This window comes from Actinomycetes bacterium (genome assembly GCA_036510875.1).
In the GTDB taxonomy this organism is placed as follows: Bacteria; Actinomycetota; Actinomycetes; order Prado026; family Prado026; genus DATCDE01.
Map to the genome: position 1 here is coordinate 1 of DATCDE010000138.1, position 2,468 is coordinate 2,468.

The window sequence follows — 2,468 nt, forward strand, 5'->3', positions numbered from 1 at the left end:
AAGGCGGACTCCAGGTCGGACACCGGCAGGTGAATGTTGTGCTTGGCCAGCACACCACGGATCCCGGCCTTGACCGCCGTGTTCGCCTGCGTCAACCGCTGCCGGTGCCGGACCAGCTCACGGAGCTCCCGCAGCTCCGGCGGGGCGATGTACGCCTCCGGCAGCGACCCCAGCCGCAGCAGGTTCGCCAGCTCATAGGCGTCCTTCGCGTCGGTCTTGACCCGCTTGCGCTTGCGCATCGCCGTCATCCCATACGGGTGCGCCAAATGCACCTGGCACCCAGCGGCCTGCAAAGCGTCCACCGCCCAGTACCAGCCGCACGTCGCCTCGATCGCCACTGGCACACCACGACCAGCACGACGCACCTCCCGCACCAACACCCTCAGCGTTACCCATCGCGGGCCTCCCTTCCAACGTGCGGATGATGAGAACCCGAGGATCCCTCGGGCACCCACCGGAGCGGGAGGCCCCGCTCCTAATGGCATCACATCGCGTGCAGCCGCTGGCACTGCAGGGTCACAGTGTTTACGTGGTTGGAAAGACGTCAACGTGGAGCTGTGCGTGCTCGATGTCGGTTGGTGTGGACCATTGCGTGGTCCTCTGGTTGCGCTTCGACGCCTCCTGGGCGGCCGCCGATCTCGGCAGAGCACCCTCGCCCTGCGGGACATCGTCGGACAGGATGTAGGCGGGGCCGCCTCGACCCGCGACACCCATAAGGGGAGACCATGGCCAACGCTGTCATCGACTCGCTGCCCGACTCCGAGTGGCTACTCATTGAGGAGACCCAGCGCGCTGCGCTGGCCGGGTTGTCCGAGGACGAGCTCATCGGGCTGCACACGCGCATCCGTCGTGCCCGTAGCAAGTACGTCAAGAACTACCGCCGCGGCGCGGCCGCCCGGGTGTCGGCGGCCGGAGGCCGTGGCAAGGCGCGTCCGCAGAGTTCCCGTGACCGTGACCGCGCGGAGGTGTTCGAGGACGCGCTCGCCCGGGTAAGCCGCGCCCTGTCCGCTGCCGCAAAGCGCAGCGCCGCCGAACTGAAAGCAGAGCGGCAGTCCGCCGCGCGGGCCGCCAAGTCTGGCCAGTCGCCTCAGAGCGCGACCGGCGTCACCAGGAAGGCACCCGCGAATAGGGCCACAGCCCGCACGGCGACGACCACCTCTCGCTCGGGAGCGGCCAGTACGGTGACACCGCGCAGCCTCAAGAAGGGAGCCAGCTCGGCCGCCCAAGGTGCCCGACGCCAGGCCAAGCGAGACGCCCGCACCTCGTGACGCCACGTGATGAGACGGCCCTTGCCGCTCCAGAGACCTCCCGCGTCGAGGGCCTCCGTGCGATACGGGTTCGCCGGGACACGGGATGAGCAATGACACGGCTCCTCGACAACCGCAGGACGTGCGCGCGGTGTCGACCGGCCAGTTGCCGCCCGAAGCGACGGTGCAGGCGCTCCTGGACGACAGCTATCGGCGATTCCGCAGCGTCGAGCGGGGTTCGCTGTCTACGGTGTATCCGGCTCTGGCCCGGGCCGACCCGAATCGGTTCGGCTTGACGATCGTCGGGGTCGACGGACATGTGTTCTCGTCGGGAGACAGCACGACCGAGTTCACCCTGATGAGCTGTGCCAAGCCGTTCGTCTTCGCCCTCGCCTGTAGGGCCCATGGTGTCGACCAGGTGTGCGACCAGGTGGGGGTCAATGCCACTGGGCTGCCGTTCAACTCCATCGCCGCGGTGGAACGTGACGCGCGCGGCCTCACCAACCCGATGGTGAACTCCGGCGCCCTGGCAACCACCGGGCTGTTGGCCAACGGAGACGCGAACAGCGACTGGGCGCGAATACTCGATGGGCTGTCCAGCTTCGCGGGCCGGCAGTTGCACCTTGACTCACAGACGTATCAGTCCGCCTCCGGCAGCAACGAGCGCAACCAGGCCATCGCGCTGGTCCTGGCGGCCCGGGGCGCGCTGCGCAGCGCCCCGTCACGGGTGACAGACCTCTACACCCGGCAGAGCTGCGTCCAAGTGACCACGCAGGATCTCGCGACGATGGGAGCCACCCTCGCCGATGGTGGAGTCAACCCGGTGACCGGGGAGCAGGTCATCGAGCCAGATGTGGCCCGCGCCACGCTAGCCGTGATGACGATCGCCGGCTTGTACGAAACATCGGGGGACTGGCTGCTGCGAGTCGGACTGCCAGCCAAGAGCGGGATCAGCGGGGCCCTCGTCACCGTGTCCCCGGGCAAGGGAGGACTCGCCACCTACTCACCACCGCTGGACGAAACCGGAAACAGCGTCCGAGGTCAACTGGCCGCGGCGGACCTGGCACGCCACCTTGGACTCGACATACTCGCCTCAGCGGCTCGCGAACGTGACCCGGACCGGGGCCACCCCATCACCTGAACGGCGTTGACCACAGCCCATTCGGAAGCACCGACAACCAACTTGTAGTCAGTGACAGTGCCGGACCTCGAGCATCGCCG

Annotated in this window: 3 protein-coding genes; 2 read left to right on the forward strand and 1 reads right to left on the reverse strand. The window is 68.0% G+C overall.

All coding sequences use genetic code 11. The features are described 5' to 3' along the window. Nucleotides 1-668, reverse strand: a 668-nt coding sequence (locus VIM19_08230) for a transposase (GenBank protein ID HEY5184871.1), incomplete at its 3' end; no start/stop codon positions are given. A gap of 57 nt (nucleotides 669-725) precedes the next feature. Between VIM19_08230 and VIM19_08235 the strand changes: the two genes are divergently transcribed. Further along, a complete protein-coding gene (locus VIM19_08235) occupies nucleotides 726-1,268 on the forward strand; it encodes a hypothetical protein (GenBank protein ID HEY5184872.1) in 543 nt (180 codons plus the stop codon). 85 nt (nucleotides 1,269-1,353) lie between these two features. Continuing rightward, nucleotides 1,354-2,388 (forward strand): glutaminase A, encoded by a 1,035-nt coding sequence (glsA, locus tag VIM19_08240; protein HEY5184873.1) that lies wholly within the window; start codon nucleotides 1,354-1,356, stop codon nucleotides 2,386-2,388. Nucleotides 2,389-2,468 lie beyond the last annotated feature (80 nt).